At 68.0% G+C, this 16994-nt stretch carries 17 protein-coding genes; 5 read left to right on the top strand and 12 right to left on the bottom strand.

Features of this window, described 5'->3' with window-relative positions; translation table 11 throughout:
* Window positions 1–175 precede the first annotated feature (175 nt).
* The 3 genes from KV106_RS19775 to KV106_RS19765 all read left to right on the top strand — a co-directional run bounded on the left by KV106_RS19775 (window position 176) and on the right by KV106_RS19765 (window position 2646).
* Window positions 176–703 carry a flavodoxin family protein gene (locus tag KV106_RS19775; protein WP_261211867.1) on the top strand — a complete coding sequence of 176 codons (528 nt, stop codon included), beginning with the start codon at window positions 176–178 and terminating at the stop codon, window positions 701–703.
* Between the two features lie 46 nt (window positions 704–749).
* Window positions 750–2210: a trypsin-like peptidase domain-containing protein gene (locus KV106_RS19770; RefSeq protein WP_261211865.1), complete on the top strand. Its 1461-nt coding sequence runs from the start codon at window positions 750–752 to the stop codon at window positions 2208–2210.
* Window positions 2211–2271: 61 nt separating this feature from the next.
* On the top strand, window positions 2272–2646 hold the full coding sequence (locus KV106_RS19765) for a TraR/DksA family transcriptional regulator (RefSeq protein ID WP_261211864.1): 375 nt from the start codon (window positions 2272–2274) through the stop codon (window positions 2644–2646).
* A 15-nt stretch (window positions 2647–2661) separates the two neighbouring features.
* Here KV106_RS19765 and KV106_RS19760 read toward each other — a convergent pair whose 3' ends face one another.
* A complete protein-coding gene (locus KV106_RS19760) occupies window positions 2662–3129 on the bottom strand; it encodes a hypothetical protein (protein WP_261211863.1) in 468 nt (155 codons plus the stop codon).
* Between the two features lie 159 nt (window positions 3130–3288).
* Here KV106_RS19760 and KV106_RS19755 point away from each other — a divergent pair, with 159 nt between their 5' ends.
* The gene (locus KV106_RS19755) at window positions 3289–4953 is read left to right on the top strand and encodes a PHA/PHB synthase family protein (RefSeq protein WP_261211862.1); all 1665 of its coding nucleotides are present in this window, start codon (window positions 3289–3291) and stop codon (window positions 4951–4953) included.
* 12 nt (window positions 4954–4965) lie between these two features.
* Here KV106_RS19755 and KV106_RS19750 read toward each other — a convergent pair whose 3' ends face one another.
* Entirely contained in the window at window positions 4966–5550 is a 585-nt protein-coding gene (locus tag KV106_RS19750) for a hemerythrin domain-containing protein (protein ID WP_261211861.1), read from the bottom strand.
* Between the two features lie 168 nt (window positions 5551–5718).
* On the opposite strand from KV106_RS19750, the gene KV106_RS19745 reads away from it, so the two are divergent.
* On the top strand, window positions 5719–6225 hold the full coding sequence (locus KV106_RS19745) for a universal stress protein (RefSeq protein WP_261211859.1): 507 nt from the start codon (window positions 5719–5721) through the stop codon (window positions 6223–6225).
* Window positions 6226–6230: 5 nt separating this feature from the next.
* Here KV106_RS19745 and KV106_RS19740 read toward each other — a convergent pair whose 3' ends face one another.
* From KV106_RS19740 to KV106_RS19695, 10 genes are all read right to left on the bottom strand, one after another.
* On the bottom strand, window positions 6231–7760 hold the full coding sequence (locus KV106_RS19740) for a bifunctional aminoglycoside phosphotransferase/ATP-binding protein (RefSeq protein ID WP_261211917.1): 1530 nt from the start codon (window positions 7758–7760) through the stop codon (window positions 6231–6233).
* A gap of 22 nt (window positions 7761–7782) precedes the next feature.
* A complete protein-coding gene (locus KV106_RS19735) occupies window positions 7783–10275 on the bottom strand; it encodes a cation-translocating P-type ATPase (RefSeq protein WP_261211857.1) in 2493 nt (830 codons plus the stop codon).
* A 10-nt stretch (window positions 10276–10285) separates the two neighbouring features.
* A complete protein-coding gene (locus tag KV106_RS19730; protein WP_261211855.1) occupies window positions 10286–10924 on the bottom strand; it encodes an exopolysaccharide biosynthesis protein in 639 nt (212 codons plus the stop codon).
* 1 nt (window position 10925) lies between these two features.
* The gene (locus KV106_RS19725; RefSeq protein ID WP_261211854.1) at window positions 10926–11768 is read right to left on the bottom strand and encodes a universal stress protein; all 843 of its coding nucleotides are present in this window, start codon (window positions 11766–11768) and stop codon (window positions 10926–10928) included.
* Between the two features lie 133 nt (window positions 11769–11901).
* A complete protein-coding gene (locus KV106_RS19720; protein ID WP_261211853.1) occupies window positions 11902–13269 on the bottom strand; it encodes an FAD-binding oxidoreductase in 1368 nt (455 codons plus the stop codon).
* Entirely contained in the window at window positions 13253–14440 is a 1188-nt protein-coding gene (locus KV106_RS19715) for an SAM-dependent methyltransferase (RefSeq protein ID WP_261211852.1), read from the bottom strand. The genes KV106_RS19720 and KV106_RS19715 overlap by 17 nt, the downstream gene beginning before the upstream one ends.
* 50 nt (window positions 14441–14490) lie before the next feature.
* On the bottom strand, window positions 14491–14712 hold the full coding sequence (locus KV106_RS19710; protein ID WP_261211851.1) for a hypothetical protein: 222 nt from the start codon (window positions 14710–14712) through the stop codon (window positions 14491–14493).
* A 52-nt stretch (window positions 14713–14764) separates the two neighbouring features.
* Window positions 14765–15454, bottom strand: coding sequence for a PRC-barrel domain-containing protein (locus KV106_RS19705; protein ID WP_261211850.1), 690 nt, complete (start codon window positions 15452–15454; stop codon window positions 14765–14767).
* Window positions 15455–15462: 8 nt separating this feature from the next.
* Window positions 15463–15843 (bottom strand): hypothetical protein, encoded by a 381-nt coding sequence (locus tag KV106_RS19700; RefSeq protein ID WP_057590487.1) that lies wholly within the window; start codon window positions 15841–15843, stop codon window positions 15463–15465.
* Between the two features lie 65 nt (window positions 15844–15908).
* Window positions 15909–16946 carry a zinc-dependent alcohol dehydrogenase family protein gene (locus KV106_RS19695; RefSeq protein WP_261211849.1) on the bottom strand — a complete coding sequence of 346 codons (1038 nt, stop codon included), beginning with the start codon at window positions 16944–16946 and terminating at the stop codon, window positions 15909–15911.
* Window positions 16947–16994: the final 48 nt, after the last annotated feature.

Genomic DNA, 16994 nt, shown 5'->3' with positions numbered 1-16994 from the left:
CGATGCACGAATGATCGTTGTGCGGCTCGAGGCCTGCCTTGCGCCACATCAAGAAAGCCGGGGTTGCGCAGCGCGCCTGCGCAACGGCGTGCGTTCTTGATTCAGCGCAAGGTCACGCTGCCCTTGGCTGCCTACATTGGTTGCCCGTGAATGAAACCGAGAGACAGAGGCAGCCATGAACAACGTCCTGGTCATCGTCTATTCCTACACCGGCACGTCCCGCCGGGTCGCCGAACTCCTGTGCAGCCAGCAGGGCTGGCCCATGGCCCAGATCACCGATGCGCGGCCGCGCAGCGATGCGCTGGGCAGTTCGCGATGCATGCTCGACTCGTTCTTCCGGCGGCAACCCGCCATTGGCTACGACGGCCCACCGCCCAGCGACTTCGACGCGGTGGTGTTGGTGTCGCCGATCTGGATGCTGCAACTGGCCGGCCCCATGCGCAGCTTCGTCGCGCGCCAACGCGACCGCCTGCCCGAAGTCGCGGTCCTCTCGGTCATGGGCGGCCAAGGCGCCCCGAATGCGGTGGCCGAGATCGGCAAACTTCTCGGCCGCTCCCCGGTCCTGAGCTCCGCCGTCACCATGCGCGAAGTCGATGACGGCAGCTGTGCAGCCCGGCTGCAGGCCTTCGGCACCGCCATCGCCAACGCCGAGGATTCACACGCCGTGGTACGGCCTGTCACGCTGTCGCCGCAGTCGATCTGAAGACCGGATTCGAAGCGACGTGACGGCCTTCTCTTCCACGTGCGCCATGAACCGCGCCATCCGCCTCGTCTGCACGCTTGTTGCCGGCGTTTCGCTGCTGGGCGCCTGCGCAGCGGCGGCGTCGACACCTGCAGACCAGGCCATGGCAGCGCCGACTGCGGTCGAGCGCGCCGGGGCTGCCGCGCCCGGTTTCTCGTCGCTGGCCGCCAGCCGCAGCACCTCAGTGGTCGACATCAGCACGCTGCGCATCGGGCGCGACGAAAGCCTGGAGAGCATTGAACTCGAAATCGCCCCCGAATACGACTTCGCCGACCGGTTGGCCTGGCCGCTGCCGGCCAGCGCCCGGATAAGCCAGATCCGCGATCTCGCCTCGGGCGTGATCATCGACAGCAACGGGCTGATCCTCACGAACGCCCACGTGGTCACCCACATCGACGAGGCCCAGGTGCGACTGGACGACGGGCGCCGCTTCACGGCACGCGTGGTGGGTGTCGACAAGCGCACCGACGTTGGCCTCCTGAAAATCGATGCCACCGCGTTGCCTGTGGCTGTCATCGGCGACTCATCGACACTCGAGCCCGGCGACTGGGTGGCCGCAATCAGCTCGCCCTTCGGCTTTCATGGCAGCGTGACAGCCGGTGTTGTCAGCGCGGTCGGGCGCGTCTTGGCGGGCGCCGGCGACATTCCCTTCATACAGACCGATGTCGCGATCAACCCCGGCAGCTCGGGCAGCCCGCTCTTCAACAGCCGCGGTGAGGTGATGGGCATCAATTCCATGATCTACAGCGGCAATGGCGGGTACATGGGGTTGTCCTTCGCGGTGCCGATCAACCTGGCGATGCAGATCGCCGGGCAACTGCGCGAGCACGGCACCGTGCGCCGGGCCTACCTGGGCGCCGAGTTCCAGGAGGTGACCCCGGCCCTGGCCCAATCCTTCGAATTGCCGTCGGCAACCGGCGCGCTGGTCGTGCGCGTCGAGGCGGACAGCCCGGCACAGGCCGCGGGCCTGGCGCAGGGCGATACGGTGCTGTCGCTGGACGGCAAGCCGCTTGCGCACTTTGCCGATCTTCCCCAGCAGATCGCGCAACGCCAGCCCGGCAGCCGCATGCAGCTGGAGGTCTGGCGACACGGTATCCGCCGCATGCTCCAGGTGTCGTTGAGGGCGCAGTCCGCGCCGCCCCAGAGCAGCTTCACGGCGGCCGCGCCCGAATGGAACGACGGACTGGGCTTGAGCCTGGGCGAGCTTTCGCCCGTGCAACGCCAGCAACTGCGCGTCGACAGCGGCCTGCTGGTGCGCGAGGCCTCTGGCCCCGCGCGCAGCGAAGGCATCCGGGCGGGCGACGTCGTGGTGGCCCTGAACACGGTGAAGCTCTATCGCATGGACGATTTCAGGCAAGGCCTTGCGCGGGTGTCGCCTGGAAAGACGGTCGCCCTGCTGGTGATGCGCGATCACCGGTTCGCCTACGTGGCGGTGCGCCTGCCGGCCTCGCCCAGCAAACGCTCCTGAACGCAAGACCGTCACCCCCGAATACCCATTCATTCATCCATACATCGCAAAGGACATCGCCATGAGACATCTGGGCACCACCGACCGCCGCGCACTGCGTCTTCAGCTGGACACGATGAGGCGCCAGGTGTTCGACGAACTGCGCGCCTCGGCGCCTTCGGCCGAAGCGGCGCTGGCCGAGAACGGCCATGAAGTGAAGACCCATGCCGATGAAGCCGAAGCGGAGCGCGCCGGCGACGTGCACATGGCCGAAGTGGAGATCGATCGCGCCAGGCTCGAGGAGATCGAGCAGGCGATCGCGCGTCTGGCGAGCGGACGCTACGGCATCTGCGAAGACTGCGCCAACGAGATCCCGCGCGCACGGCTCCTGGCCCGGCCCACCGCCATCCGTTGCACGGCCTGCCAGACGGCGGCGGAAGCGCGCCGCCGGCACTGAACCGGCAACGCTGCATCAATTGCCCTTGCCGCGGAGGTCGGCGTTCTCCTTCCTCTTCTTCGACTTTCCGTCCTTTTTTGCCTTGCGCGATGCCTTGCCTTTTTCATCGCCGACCTGCTGGTGGTCCACGGTATGCAGCAAGGCCTTCTTGACATTTCCGGTCGCGGCCTCGTCGCGCCCATAGCTCACGACCCGGTACACCGAGCGGGCGGCCGCGCCGCTGCCCATGTTGCAGATCACCGTGTCGTTGCCGCTCTCGCTCTCGAATTCGGGCGCCTGGTCTTCGAGCCAGTCGTGGTTCTCGATGGTCGTCTCGATGCGGCATTCGCGCGGCACCACGATGCCCAGCTTACGCAGGAATTCGCGCGGCCTCCCCAGGTAGGTCCTGAATTCGGCGGGTGTGCATTGCCAGAAATGCGCGTTGAAGGGTTCGGCCCGGATCACCTTGGACCGGGCGGAGAAATCGACGATGTGGGTCGGCATGTTGAACTCCGGTGGGTTGCAAAAGAGGGGGCTCCCACAGCGTATGCACATTGAGTGGCAGGACCTTGATGCCGCGCAAGGCCGACTGCGCGCGAGCCCGCAGACTTGGATGCGCGGCACCCGAAGACCAGATGCCGCGACTCTCCAGCAAGGACCCAAGTGAACGCGGAGCACAACGAACTCGATCGATCCCTCCACGCGGCCTGGGGCCGGCTCGTCGGTGGCATGTCGCCGGCGGCATGGATGCTTGCCTGGTCCGACTGGGTGCTCCATTTCGCCACGCAGCCCGGGCGCAATGCGCAGATCGCACTGCATCAGGCTCCGCCGCCCGCGCGGCTGCGGGCACACGATTCCCGGCTCGGCGCGGACGAATGGACGGCCTGGCCCTTCAGCATGTACCGCGAGGCCTTCGAAACCACCGGACACCGGCTGCTCGAGATGGTGCGCGGCGTTCCAGGCGTCGATCGGCATCACGAGCAATTGGTGGCGTTCATGGTGCGGCAATGGCTGGAAATGGTCTCGCCCGCCAACATCTTCGCGACCAATCCGCAGGTGCTGCAAAGAACCGCGGCCACCTGCGGCGTCAACCTGGCCACCGGCGCTGCCCTAGGGGTGGAAGACTTCGCTCGCGGGGCCCTGGGACTGCCGCCTGCCGGTACCGAGGCGTTCAGGCCCGGACATGAGGTCGCCATCACGCCGGGCAAGGTGATCCTGCGCAACGAACTCATCGAGCTCATCCAGTACGCACCGACCACGTCGACGGTGCACGCCGAGCCGGTGCTCATCGTGAGCGCGTGGATCATGAAGTACTACGTGCTCGATCTTTCGCCGCACAACTCGCTCATTCGCTACCTGGTCGCTCAGGGCCACACAGTGTTCGCGGTCTCCTGGAAGAATCCCGGCACCGCCGACGCGCAGCTCGGCATGGACGACTACCTGCGGCTGGGCATTCGCGCCAGCCTCGATGCCATTGAAGCCGTGGTGCACGGGCGCCGCGTGCACGCCGTCGGGTATTGTCTGGGCGGTACCCTGATGGCGATTGCCGCGGCAGCCATGGCGCGCGATCACGACGACCGCCTGGCTTCGCTCACGCTGCTGGCCGCCCAGACCGACTTCACCGAACCCGGGGAGATCGGCCTGTTCATCGACGAGAGCCAATTGGCGTTCCTGGAGGACCTCATGGCGCACGAAGGATTCCTGGGGGCGCAGCAGATGACGGCCGCCTTCCAGGCGCTGCGTCCTGGCGACCTGATCTGGGGGCCGATGGTTCGAACGTGGCTCCTCGGAGAGCGTGCGCCCATGACCAACCTGATGGCGTGGAATGCCGACGGCACGCGCATGCCCTATCGCATGCACGCGGACTACCTGCGCAGCCTCTTCCTCGACAACGCTTTGGCAGAGGGCCACTACCTGGTCGACGGAAAGCCGGTTTCGCTGAAAGACATCGACGTGCCGGTTTTCCTGCTCGGCACCAGCACCGACCACGTGGCGCCCTGGCGCTCGGTTTACAAGTTCAACCTGCTGAGCGATACCGAGGTGACCTTCGTGCTCGCCACGGGAGGCCACAACGCAGGCATCGTGAGCGAGCCCGGCCATGCGCACCGCAGCTACCGCGTGCTTCGGCGCGCAGGAAACGGCGCCTATGTGCCACCGGACAGTTTCCTCGGCGTGTCTCGCGACATCGAAGGTTCGTGGTGGCCGTGCCTGCAGCAATGGCTAGCCGCGCGGTCGGGCCCGAGACGCCGTCCACCGGCGATAGGCGCACCGCATCGCGGCCTGCCTCCCTTGTGCAGTGCACCCGGCAGCTACGTACTGGCGCGCTGAACAGGCGATGGCCTAAAGAGCCGGCCCCAGACCGATGGGAGCGGGCACGACGTTGACGATGCGCGTAAAGAGCGCGTTGTATTCGAAGTCCGCCACGTGCCCGGTCATCGGGTCGCGGTTCTGCGCGAAGGCTTCGTCCAGATCGCGCCAGTCGTCACCGGTCAGCACGCGTTCGGCCAGCGGCAGGATCTCGCGCTCCTCCAGCGCCATGTGGTTCAGGTAGAAGTCGACGTACTCGCCGATCGTCCGCTCGAAGGCTTCGCGCCGCGATTCGCCGAGCATCTCGAACGCAAGCAGCGCGTGCTCGACGTCGCGGATCCTGCGCTCGCCGCGGGCGTGATCGCTGTCGAGCTTGTCCAGCAGGTCGCGCGAAATCGGCGTCTTCGCGCGCAGCTTGGGAAACAGCAGCTCGGTCTCCTTGCGGTGATGGCGCTTCTCGGGAAACTCGTCGACATAGAAAAGCATGGCGCGCAGCGTCGCGAAATCGGGCAAAGTCCCCTTCTTTCGGTGCTGCTCGAGCAGCAGGACGATGGAGCGCAGCATGGCGGCGAGCGCGGCGTGCTCCTGGCGAATGATGCGGACGGTGGCGTGGGTCACGAGTTCTTCCTTTGGCATGCCTGAAGGGTCGCGCTTTCGCCTTGTGCCGGCTTGCGCCAGATCAAGCCGTACACCCACCGGGCGGGCACACCGCTTGATCGATGTCAAGCCGCACAGCGCCTCTGTCCGGATACTGGCTCCATCCCATTCACACACCGGAGTCATGCCATGTACCAGCGAATCCTTGTTCCCATCGACGGCAGTTCCACATCCAGCCGCGGCCTGGCCGAAGCCATCCAGCTGGCGAAGCTCACCGGCGGGCGCTTGCGCCTGGTGCACGTAATCGACGAGCTGTCGTTCGCGCTCGCCATGGACGCCTACTCGGGCTATGCCGGCAATTGGCTCGAAGAACTTCGCGCCAATGCCACGAAGCTGCTGGAGACCGCGCGGGCCAAGGCGGCCGGGGAAGGCATCGAGGCCGACACGGTATTGATCGACCGCTTCAAGGGCGCGGTGCACGACCAGGTCATCGCCGAAGCGCAAGCCTCGGATGCCGACCTGATCGTGATCGGCACCCACGGCCGTCGTGGCATCGGCCGCTGGGTGATGGGCAGCACTGCCGAGCACATCCTGCGCATGGCGCCCGTGCCGGTGTTACTGGTGCGAGCACCCGAGGAGGCGCGAACCGAGCACGAGCGGTTCACGCTGCCCAGCGGAGAGGTCGCCATCCAGTAATGGGTTCACGGGCCTGGGGCCGCGGCGCGCCAGCGCGCCGCGATCAGGGCGATGTTCACCGGCCCTTGCGTGGAGACCTCGATGGTCAGGCCGCGCTCGTCGGCCTCCAGCGGATCGTGGCTTGCCAGTTGGCACTCGAGCACCGCCAGCCCTGCTTCCGAGGCATCCGTGCCCGCGGCAATCCGCGCGGCCACGCGGCGGCGCAGCGTTTCCGACTCGGCGTGGCAATCCAGGATCGTGAAGGGTATGCGCAACTCGGCGGCCAGCGCACGGAAGCGCTGCCGCTCGGCAATGCGCAGGAACGCCGCATCCACGATCACCGGGTAGCCCGCCAGCAGCGCGTCGCGTGCGCAGGCCTGCAGCCGCTCGAATGTCCTGCGGGTCGCTTCCGCGTCATAGATGTCGAGCCCGAGGCCGGCGGAGCGCGCCTGCGGACCGAGGCCATGCAGCCGCTTGCGCTCTACATCCGAGCGCAGGCGAACAGCGCCCGCCGCGCACAGCAGTTGCGAGGCGACGCTGGATTTTCCGGCGCCGGAGAAACCGTGCGTGATCATCAGGCGCGCGTCGCCCCGAGGTTGCTGCGCGAGCTGCGCCGCGCACGCCAGGTAGTCGGGCCGCACCGCCGCCAGCGGGCCTCGCGGTCCCAGGCCGGATGCCATGACGCGCACAAGCGCCCGATACACCTCGTAGAAGCGCCACACTCGCAGGCCCGCGCAGTCACCGCTGTGCTGCAGCCATGCGTCCAGGAAGCGGAACGCTAGGTCGGAGCGGCCATGGGCCTTCAGGTCCATAGTGAGAAAGGCGACGTCGTTCATCATGTCGATCCAGCGCAGCGCTGGGTCGAACTCGATGCAGTCGAAAGGCGTGAGCGCGCCGTCCACCAGGACCACGTTGGCCATGTGCAGGTCGCCATGGCATTCGCGCACGGCGCCGTCCTGCTGGCGGACGGTCCAGGCCGCGTGCAGCACCTGCCCCTGCTCCCGCACCCATGCGTCTACCGCGTCGAGACGGATGTCACTGCCCTGCACCCGCAATGCGGCGAGCACGTCCGTCGCGGCGCGAACGACCCGCTCCGGGCTGCCGAAATCGGACAACGGCGTCGCGCGCTCCGCGCTCCCGTGCAAGACCGCGAGCCGTTGCGCGAAGCCGTCGAGCTGCACGGGTTCGAGCCGGCCTGTCTCGAGCAGGTCGAGCAGCAGCGACGAGGCCGGAAACCGCCGCATCCGCACCACATGGTCGATCGGAGTGCCATCTCCGCCGATGCGCGGTGCCTCGCGCGTGCCGCAGACCGGTGCCACGTCGATGTAGAGCGAGGGAGCAAAGCGCCGGTTGAGGCGCAGCTCCTCCTCGCAGAAATGCTTGCGAGCCTCTACGCTGCCGAAATCCAGGAACGGCAGACGCACCGGCTTCTTGAGCTTGAAGGCGAGCGTCTGCGTGAGCAGGATCCAGGAGATGTGCGTCTCGACCAGCGCGACCGGCTTCCCGGTCTCCAGCCGGAGCGCTTCGCGCAATGCATCGACCAGGGTGGTGTCCATGTCCATGTGTCGCGCTCCCGGCTCACTGATTTCGTGAAGCCGCGAAAAGGCGCCACAGCGCCCAGCCCGCGGGCAGCACCACCCACAGCGCCCACGGCGACGGTGCGATCGGCAGGCCGAAAATGCGACCCACGCCCGGCACCGCCGTGAGCAGGCCCCAGACCACGCACACCCCGATCAGCAGCGCATGGAACACCGTGTTAGTGTGCGCAAGCCGTAAGCCCGCGCCGCGGAACCACAGAAGCAGCAGCAGGTTGCCCAGCACGATCGAGCCGAGGCTCGCCATGCGCAATTCTTCCTGCGTGGCATCCAGCGCGCGGCAAGCCCACTGCACCGCCACCACGCCGGCGAAGACCAGCGCGCCCATCGCGAACGCGCGCGCTGCCGAGGCCGGCGAGAACAGCGCCTCGTCGCGCGGCCGCGGCGGCACCGTCATGCTGTCGTCCGGCGCCCGCTCGGCCTCGAACACCAGCGAGCAGGCCGGATCGATCAGCAGCTCGAGCAGTACCACATGCAGTGGCAGCAGCAGCACCGGCCCGCCCATCACCACCGGGATCAGCGCCACGCCGACGATCGGCACATGCACCGCGAAGAGATACCCCAGCGCCTTGCGCAGGTTAGTGAAGATGCGCCGTCCCGCGCGCACCGCCTCCACGAGCGAGGCGAAGTTGTCGTCCAGCAGGACCAGCGAGGCGGCTTCGCGCGCGACGTCGGTGCCGCGCCGGCCCATCGCGACGCCGATGTCGGCCGCCTTGAGCGCGGGGGCGTCGTTCACACCGTCGCCGGTCATCGCCACGATGTCGCCCTGCTGCTGGAGCGCCCGCACGATGCGCAGTTTCTGAGCGGGGTCGACCCGCGCGAACACCTGCACCTCGCGCACGCAGCGGCGCAGCGCCTCGTCGTCCATCGCGGCCAGCGCCTTGCCGCTCAGGACCTGGGCGTCGCCGCCGTCGAGGAGTCCCGCCTGCCGCGCGATCGACCGGGCCGTCAGCGCCGCGTCGCCGGTGATCATCACCACGCGCACGCCCGCGCGCCGGCACTCCTCGATGACACGGGGCACCTCCTCGCGCAAGGGGTCCATGAAGCCGAGCAGGCCCAGGGGCGACAGGCGCAACCCGTCGGGCAACGCGGCGTCGTCGCCCGTCTGCCCGGCGTGCCCCTCGGCCGCCGCGAGCACACGGAGGCCGGCCACGCTCCAGCGGTCGGCGGTCTCTCGCAACAGTTGCATGCGCGCAGGGTCGGCATCGCACAGGGCCAGCACGGCCTCCGCGGCGCCCTTGACCGCCACCGTCCGGCCGGACTCGCCGGCCACATGCCACCAGTGCACGACATAGGGCGAGCCGTCGCGGATGCCCCGGCGCGGGCCGGGTGTCCATCCCGCATCTCCGCCGTCCAGGCCGGCGACTTGCGCGGTGACCCGCACCGCATGGTCCATCGGCTCGACACCGCCCGTGCTGCTCGCGCGCAGCGCGCCCCGCAACAGGCCTTGAAAGCGCGACGTCAACGCCTGCGCGCCCGGCGTGCATTCCGTCTCGCCGTCATGCAGCATCGCCAGAGCCATGCGGTTGTGCGTGAGCGTCCCGGTTTTGTCCACGCACAGGACCGTGGTCGTGCCCAGCGCCTTGATGGCCTGAGGCTGGCGGGTCAGCACATTCGACTTCGCGAGCCGCCAGCTGCCCAGCGCGAGCATCACGCTCCAGACGACGGCGAACTCCTCGGGAATCAACGACATCGCCAGGGTCAGCCCGACCAGCAGGCCCTGCGTCCACGCGCCTTCGCGCAGCGCGAACACGGTCGCCGCGACGACGCAGGTGAAGGCGGCAAGCCATGCGACACGACCGACCAGCCGGCGCAGCTCGTCCTGAAGCCGGCTCGCGCGGGGCGCGAGCTGCGCGATGGAGCGATGAATGGCGCCCAGCGCGGTGTGCGCGCCGGTGGCGGTCACCTCGGCCACGCCGTCGCCGCGCACCACCAGGCTGCCCGCGTAGAGCCGACGGCTGTCGGCCTCGTCGTCATCGTCGGCACCGCCTGCTTGCTTGCCCTGCGGCGCCGACTCGCCGGTGCGAAGCGACTCGTCGACCTGCAGCCCGACCGCTTCGAGAAGCCGCGCATCGGCGGACAGCCGGTCGCCCTCGTTCACCAGCAGGCGGTCGCCGCGCACCAGTTCACGGCTCGCGATGCGCAGCACGCGGCCCCGGCGCACGACGGTGCAGCGGGGACTGGAGAGATCCTTCAGCGCTTCGAGCACGCGTTCGGTGCGTTGCTCCTGGTAGATCGACAGCCCACCCACCATCAGCACCGAGGCCGCGAGCATGCCGGCATCGCCCAGGTCGCCAAGCAGCGCATACAGCGCGGCGGTCGCCAGCAGCAGCAGGAACATCGGCTGCGTCAGCGCGTTCCAGGCGATGCGCACCACTCCCTTGCGCGACACGGAAGGCAGCACGTTCGGACCGTCGCTGCGAAGGCGCTGTGCTGCTTCTTCGTCGGTCAGGCCTGCGGGCGGGTTGTCGGGCACGGTGGGCTCCTCATTGGCGTGGGCCGAGCGTGCCACCGCTGGCCGAGCCGGCCTTGACTTCCGTCAAAGCAGCGTCCGAAGGCCCCACAGCACGCTGCCCGCCAATGCCAGCGAGGCGATGCCCGCGGCAAAACCCAGCACCACCGCCAGCCCATCGCCCCCGCAACCCGCCGAACGACAGCAGGCTCAGCGTCATGCCGATCGGGATGTTGACCAGAGGTAGCGGGAGCACCAGCAGCAACGCCAGCACGCAGCCCAGGCCGCCGGCCAAGCGCATGGCCAGCGGCCCGGCGAACGCATGCAGTCTCGGGCGGCTGATGCCGTGGCGCCATGCAGCCATCGCCTCCAGCCGGGCCATAGCGGCTTCCAGATGCATGCGCGAGATCGACAAGCCTGCCAGCCATTGCGGCACCCAAGCGGGGCGACCCAGGAGTTGTTGCGCGGTAAACAGCAGCAGCGGCGCGCCAAGCACGCTCGACATACCCGGCAGGGAGGGCAGCGCATTGGGCAGCGCGAAGAACAGGATTGCAGCGGCGAGGCCGCCCTCGCCTGCAGCGGCCACGATGTCGCCGACACGCACGCGCGCCTGGCCTTCGTCGCGCGCGAGACGGCCCAGCTTTTCCACCCAGGCGTCGGCGCGGGCCGCCACCTCAGTGCGCCATCAGGACCGGCACGGTCATCTGCGCGAGGACCTGCCGCGTCACACCGCCCAGCACGCGCTCGCGCAGGCGCGAATGGCCGTAGGCCCCCATCACGAGCAGGTCGGCGCCAAGGTCCGAGATCCGCGACAGCAACGCGTCGGCAAAGCCGATCTCGGTCACCTGCGTCTCTGCGCGCGCTTGCACGCCATGCCGTAGGAGGTACTGGCACATGTCCGGCACCAGGAGCTGCTGCGCGTTGTCCTCATCGCGCGGGTGGCGCATCGATACCAGCGTGACATGCCCGGAGCGATGCAGCGCCGGCAGTGCCGCCTGCATGGCCATGGCGGCTTCGCGCGAGCCGTCCCAGGCCGCGACGATGTGTTTGGGCATCTTGTCGAAAGTGCCGGCCGAGGGCACGACCAGCACCGGCCGGCCCACTTCCATCAGCACGCGCTCGGCGAGTGCGCGGACGATGGTGTCCCGCTTGTTGGCGTCGTCGTCCTGCCCGAGTACCACGAGGTCGCTCGCATGGCCGTAGCGCACCACGGCGTCCACCGTGGCGCCGTCGACCAGTCGCATCTCGTAGGACATGGGCCCCGAAGCGGCGATGTCTTCCCTGAACTCCCGCGAGATGCACTCGGCGCGCCGGCGCAGGTAGTCGGCCGACTCCGCGATGTAATCGGTCATGCCGGTGGCGATGGCGTCTGCCGGAATCACGCCGTCGTACAGGCCCGTGGGAACCAGCCCGACCAGGTGGCTTTCGTGGGCGCGCGACCACCGGGCCGCCATCGCGGCGCGCACGGGGCTGCGGTCCGAATGGTCCAGGTGAACAAGGATGGTTTTGAAATTCATGGAAGGCCTCGCGAGGTGATGCGCCGCGTCCCGGCGCAGGAAAAACGATGTCGGGTGCATGGTCGGCCACCGGGCGCGTGCGAGTGTTGACGGCGATCAAACCAGCACCAGGTCGGCGTCGGGCCACATCGGGTCAGCGCCCGAGCACGCACTTGTCGTACAGGTGCGGCGCGCGGCCTTCGGGGTCGTAGCGCTGCTTGAGCCCGGCGTAGACGTCCGCCCCGTAGGCGCGGTCGAACTCCTCGCGCGTGAAGAAGCTGTCCGAATAGAGCGACTTGATGCCGCCCAGGCGCAGCACCTCCTGCTCGACCAGCCGGTTGAAATGCCCGGCCTCATGCGCCTCACGGCGCTCGACCACATCCCAGAAGCCGAAGTTCACGTACAGCGTGCCGGCCTCGAGCGGGTACAGCGCAAAGTGCGCGTGCGGGTCGGGCACCCGAAGCGGACAGATCCAGACCGGCAGGATGCCGATCTCGCGCAGCAGGAATTCGAGAAAGTCCGGTGCCGCGCGCAGCGGGATGTCCACGTCCTGGATCACCGACTCGGTGTGCAGCCCGCGGCATTCGGCCAGGCGCCTGGTCACGCCCCAGCGGGCGTTCAGACGCATGAGCCGCGTGTAGGTGCGGGAGTTCAGGTGCCCGCGGCCCAACAGCCGGCGCACCAGCCGGTTCTGCGCGCCGAAGTTGCGCGAGCACCAGAACCAGTCCGTGTCCCAGCGCCACAGGTAGTCGTGCGTACGCAGGTAGTCGACCGGCATCTCCAGCAGCGAGCGGTAGTAGATGCGCTCGAACTCGTAGTTGCTCAGCCAAAGGGCGGCATGCGCGAAGCGCCCGATGTTCAGCACCAGCGAGCCGAGCCCGAACACCACGCCATCGACGAAATCGGCATCGCCCTCGCAGGCCTCGGCCAGCGCCGCGAAGAAGTCCGCGGGCTTGTCGAATCCGATGTGTTCCACCCGCACGCAGGGCAGCACCGGTAGCGTGCGCAGCACCAGCCGCAGCGCGTAGCCGAGCGAGCCGTAGGAGTTGGGAAAGCCGAAAAACAGGTCGCGGTGTTCGTTGTCGGGCGTGCAATGCACGATGTGCCCGTCCGGCAGCAGGACATCGAGCTCGCGCATCGAATGGTGGACCAGGCCCTGGCGCATCGATGTCGCCTCGATGCCCACGCCCGCCACCGCGCCCCCCGCCGTGATGGTCTTGAGCTGCGGCACCACCGCCGGCATCATGCCGTGCTGCAGCGTGGCGGCCACCAGGGTCTCGTCGGTCGCCATGCCCTCGACCTCGACGGTGTTGTACGAGGCGTCGATGCCGATGACGTGGTCGAAATCCCCGAGGTCGAGGTGGCGCCTCGGGCCGCCCTTGCCATCGCGGTCGCGGAACAGGTTGGACGTCCGCTTGGCCAGCGCGATCGGCGCCGCCGGCGCCGCGCCGTCCCCCTGCAGCGCTGCCAGGAGGCGGCGCCTGCGCGCCGCATGGGCCTGCGCCTCAAGGCTCGGGTGCACACAGGTGCCCCCGGCCCATCGGGTAGCTGTCCGGCGTCACATTGCCCTTGCTGAAAACGATCTGGAACAGGTGCGTGTAGCCCGCCGGCGAGCGGAACATCTCGGCGCAGCCGATCAGGTAGGTGCGCCAGATGCGGCGGAAGCGCTCGTCGAAACGCTGCGGGTCGCGTGCCTGGATCGCGGGCCAGTGCTTCTCGAAGCGCTCGGCCCAGGCGTCGAGCGTGGGCGCGTAATGGCGACGCAGGTTCTCGATGTCCACCACCTCCAGGCCGCTGCGCTCCATCTCCACGATCACATCGGCCAGGCTGGGAATCCAGCCGCCGGGAAACACGTGCTTGCGGATGAACAGCTCCGTCTCGAAGCGACCCACATGGCCGATGAAGTGCAGGACGCCGAGCCCGCCGGGCTTGAGGAACTGCGCGTGCGCGCGGATCACCTCGGGCAACTGGTCGCGGCCGGCATGCTCCAGCGTGCCGATGGAGACGACCTTGTCGTAGCACTGGTCGACGTCGCGGAAGTCGGCTTCGCGCACCTGCAGCGAGGCTTCCAGCCCGCGCCGCTCGATCTCCTCGCGCAACCACTCGACCTGCTCGGTGGTGGTGTTGAGGCCTACGCCCGTCGCACCGATCTTCTGGTGCGCACGGAACATGAAACCGCCGAAGCCACAGCCGATGTCGATGAACCGGTCTTCGGGTTTCAGCAGGATCTTGCGGCACACGTGGTCGATCTTGTGGCGCTGCGCCTCTTCCAGGCTGCGGGTTCCCTCGGGCCAGTAGCCGCACGTGTACATCATCAGCGGATCGTCCAGCCACGGCCGGTAGAAGCCGGTGCCCAGCCCGTAATGCGCGCGTGCGTTGGCCTTGGCACGGGCTGGGTCGCGGTTGGAATGGCGCAATTCGTGCAGGATGTTCTCGATGCCGTTGAGCGCACCGGCCTGCTGGTCGAAGCCGACGGCCAGGGCAGCTCCGAAGTTGCCTTCGACATCCACCTCCTGGTCGAAGTAGGACTCCATCAGCCCGATATGGCCGCGGGTCGCCGTGGCGAACAGTGCGGCATCGGTGTGCAGGACGATGGTGAAGACCGGCTCGCCCTCACCGACCTCGTGGCGGCTGCCGTCGGGCATGACGACGGCGAAGCGGGTCGCGGCACGCTGGCCGATGCCGTCGAGCATGTTGCACAGGGGAGGGGACAACATCATGGTGCGCATCCGGTTTCGCGCACCTAGCCGTCCAGCGGCACGCCGCCACCGAAGCGGCAGACCCAATGGTCCATGAGTTCGTGCTGCACGGCGCTGATCGAGCGCTGCCATGCGGTCATCATTTCGAGCTGCTGGCATTGCGCCAGCACCAGGCTTTTGCCGACGACCATCTGCCAGTTCATCACGGATTGAAGATAGCCGTTGCCGAAGGCCAGCGGCGTCGTCGAAAGAGTGTCGTCGGGCATGGGAAGTGTCTCCACGAGCTAAAGGTCTTGTTGGGCAACGGGCGGGCGTTCCTCAGGTCGGTGCGTTGCGGATCGCATTGCGCAGGCGCGCGGAGGCCCGGCCGACTTCGGCCTCCACGGCCTGCCATTGCGTGGCGTCGGCGGCTTCCATTTCGGCCATCTTGTCCTCCACCGCCCGCTGGTCCTGCCGCAGCGAAAGGATCTGTCGCTCCAGGTTCGCCCTGGCGTCGCCGCTGCTGTGCGCGGACATTCGCTCGAGCTGGGCGATGGTCTTGCGCGCCCTGTCCACGTCCTGCTGTGCCCGCTCGACGATCGAGCTCTGGGTGCGGGTGACGGGTGCATGGACGAAGGCCGGCTGCGACGCCAGCGCCTGCCTGTCCGCATCGGGCAGCAGGAGGCGGCCGCCGTGCACCTGCAGTTGCGCCACGGGAACGGCGATCAGATGCCGGGATGCCCCGACGAGGTCGACAGGGCCGCTCGTGTCGATGATCAGGAAGCTCACGCGCTTGTCGGTGTCCACGATCAGGTCGAGCGCCTTGCCCAGCCTGTCGCCCGCGGCGTTGTACACGGTGCGCCCAAGAATGCTCTGCTTCGCGCTCCAGCCTGCGATCACCTGCTCGGTCTCGGTCGTCGTGGCGCCCAGGCGGCGGACGCCGGCCACCTGCGCGCCCGCCGTGCCGGCAAGCGACAGCGCAAGCACCATGCCCAGGGCGGCGATGTGGCAGGCTCCCGGCACTTGCATCTCCCGGCTCATCCGGCCTTCATGGGCGCAGCCATGAAGGCGTGCACCGAGAAATAGCGGCGAGCCATCGCCACCAGCTCGTTGGTGCTCATGTGCCCCACGGTCTCCCAGCCGACGATGCGGCTCGCCATCTCGGGACGGTGCTTCTCCACGTAATGGCGGAAATCCGCCTGCGCCGTGCGCGAGCCGGCGACGAGCACTTCGGTGATGTCCTTGATTGCGTCGCACACCTCACCGAAGAACTCGTGCTCGCTGCGCACACTGCTGCCATGCTGGCGGGTGCAGTGGACGTGCTCCCTGACCTGCTGCGCAAGAACCTGCGAGGCATCGAACTGGAAGACTTGCGCGGCGTGGTGATCGACCCAGGCGACGGCGTGATAGAGCGGCATGAGAAACCCGTTGAAAGAATGAACACGAATGAAAGGGAGCGCAAAGGTCCTGCGGAAGCCGCGCCCTAGGCTTCGATGATCACCTTCAGCGCATGCGTCTCGGCGGCGCGCCCGAAGGTGTCGTAGGCGTCCATCACCTGGTCCAGCTTGAACCGGTGCGTGATCAGCCGCGCCGGGTCCACCTTGTGGGACTGCACCGTCTTGAGCAGCATCGGTGTCGAAACGGTGTCGACCAGCCGCGTGGTGATCGCGATGTTCTGCGACCACAGCCGCTCCAGGTGAACGTCTGCCGGGTGTCCATGGACACCGATGTTCGCGATGATGCCGCCGGGCGCCGCGATGTCCTGGCACAGCACGAAGGTCGCCGGTATGCCCACGGCCTCGATCGACACGTCGACGCCCCGGCCGCCGGTCAGCGCGAGCACCGCCTCCGCGGCCTTGCCATCAGCGCTGTTGATGGTGTGCGTCGCGCCGAACCGGCGCGCCACCTCGAGCCGGCCGTCGTCCAGATCGATCAGGATGACCTGCGACGGCGAGTAGAACTGGGCCGTGAGCAGCGTGGCCAGGCCGATCGGCCCCGCGCCCACGATGGCCACCGTGCTGCCCGGCGAAACCTTGCCGTTGAGCACGCCGCATTCGAAGCCGGTCGGCAGGATGTCGCTGAGCATCACCAGCGCCTCCTCGTCCGCACCGGGCGGCACGGGGTAGAGGCTGGTGTCCGCATGCGGGATGCGCACGTACTCGGCCTGCGTACCGTCGATGGTGTTGCCCAGGATCCAGCCACCGGTGGCGCAGTGCGAATACATGCCGCGGCGGCAGTTCTCGCACTTGCCGCACGATGAGATGCACGAGATCAGCACATGATCGCCGGGGAGGAAGGCCGTCACGCCTGCGCCGACAGTCTCGACGACGCCCACGCCCTCGTGTCCGAGGATGCGGCCAGGCGCGCAGCTCGCCACGTCCCCCTTGAGGATGTGCAGGTCGGTGCCGCAGATGGTCGTCTTGAGAATCCGCACGATGGCGTCGCCCGGCGTCTGGATTTCAGGCTTTGGACGGTCTTCGAGCGACTTGAGACCGGGGCCCTGGTATACGAGTGCTTTCATGCCGCCACGTTATGCGTCCGGGCGCGCTCTTTCTTTGAGATAGCGCAA

This window comes from Variovorax endophyticus, assembly GCF_025376855.1.
Lineage (GTDB): Bacteria > Pseudomonadota > Gammaproteobacteria > Burkholderiales > Burkholderiaceae_C > Variovorax.
Note: the sequence above shows the minus strand (reverse complement) of the source record. Positions and strands in the feature narration are given on the sequence as shown.

What these genes read in the sequence shown, in the direction of transcription:
- KV106_RS19775 (WP_261211867.1), top strand. Translation starts at nt 176, where the DNA reads ATGAACAACGTCCTGGTCATCGTCTATTCCTACACCGGCACGTCCCGC.
- KV106_RS19715 (WP_261211852.1), bottom strand. Translation starts at nt 14,440, where the DNA reads ATGCTCGACGGCATCGGCCAGCGTGCCGCGACCCGCTTCGCCGTCGTC.
- KV106_RS19700 (WP_057590487.1), bottom strand. Translation starts at nt 15,843, where the DNA reads ATGCCGCTCTATCACGCCGTCGCCTGGGTCGATCACCACGCCGCGCAA.
- KV106_RS19725 (WP_261211854.1), bottom strand. Translation starts at nt 11,768, where the DNA reads ATGAATTTCAAAACCATCCTTGTTCACCTGGACCATTCGGACCGCAGC.
- KV106_RS19760 (WP_261211863.1), bottom strand. Translation starts at nt 3,129, where the DNA reads ATGCCGACCCACATCGTCGATTTCTCCGCCCGGTCCAAGGTGATCCGG.
- KV106_RS19740 (WP_261211917.1), bottom strand. Translation starts at nt 7,760, where the DNA reads ATGGACACCACCCTGGTCGATGCATTGCGCGAAGCGCTCCGGCTGGAG.
- KV106_RS19745 (WP_261211859.1), top strand. Translation starts at nt 5,719, where the DNA reads ATGTACCAGCGAATCCTTGTTCCCATCGACGGCAGTTCCACATCCAGC.
- KV106_RS19770 (WP_261211865.1), top strand. Translation starts at nt 750, where the DNA reads ATGAACCGCGCCATCCGCCTCGTCTGCACGCTTGTTGCCGGCGTTTCG.
- KV106_RS19765 (WP_261211864.1), top strand. Translation starts at nt 2,272, where the DNA reads ATGAGACATCTGGGCACCACCGACCGCCGCGCACTGCGTCTTCAGCTG.
- KV106_RS19710 (WP_261211851.1), bottom strand. Translation starts at nt 14,712, where the DNA reads ATGCCCGACGACACTCTTTCGACGACGCCGCTGGCCTTCGGCAACGGC.
- KV106_RS19695 (WP_261211849.1), bottom strand. Translation starts at nt 16,946, where the DNA reads ATGAAAGCACTCGTATACCAGGGCCCCGGTCTCAAGTCGCTCGAAGAC.
- KV106_RS19705 (WP_261211850.1), bottom strand. Translation starts at nt 15,454, where the DNA reads ATGCAAGTGCCGGGAGCCTGCCACATCGCCGCCCTGGGCATGGTGCTT.